Genomic DNA, 257 nt, shown 5'->3' on the forward strand with positions numbered 1-257 from the left:
TGCATCGTTTCACTGCTGAGTTCGGGAAGGGATCAGGTGGTTCCAATGCTCTATGGTCGCCAAGAAATTCGGTAGCCGGACCGTCGTATCGACAGGCCAGCAGATTCGGATATGTGATCTTTGTGTGTTCGCGAACTTTCGGTTCGTGTGTCTTCACACCCAACCTGCGCCTGGCAGATTGCTTGGGTGTTATATGGTCAAGCCTCACGGGCAATTAGTATTGGTTAGCTCAACGCCTCACAGCGCTTACACACCCA

At 52.1% G+C, this 257-nt stretch carries 1 rRNA gene; it reads right to left on the reverse strand.

The annotated features are described in order from the left end of the window. Positions 1 to 64, reverse strand: a 5S ribosomal RNA gene (rrf, locus tag G7007_RS21945); the annotation flags it as partial. Positions 65 to 257 lie beyond the last annotated feature (193 nt).

Origin of the sequence: Pseudomonas entomophila, assembly GCF_013523125.1 — a bacterium.
Lineage (GTDB): Bacteria > Pseudomonadota > Gammaproteobacteria > Pseudomonadales > Pseudomonadaceae > Aquipseudomonas > Aquipseudomonas entomophila_B.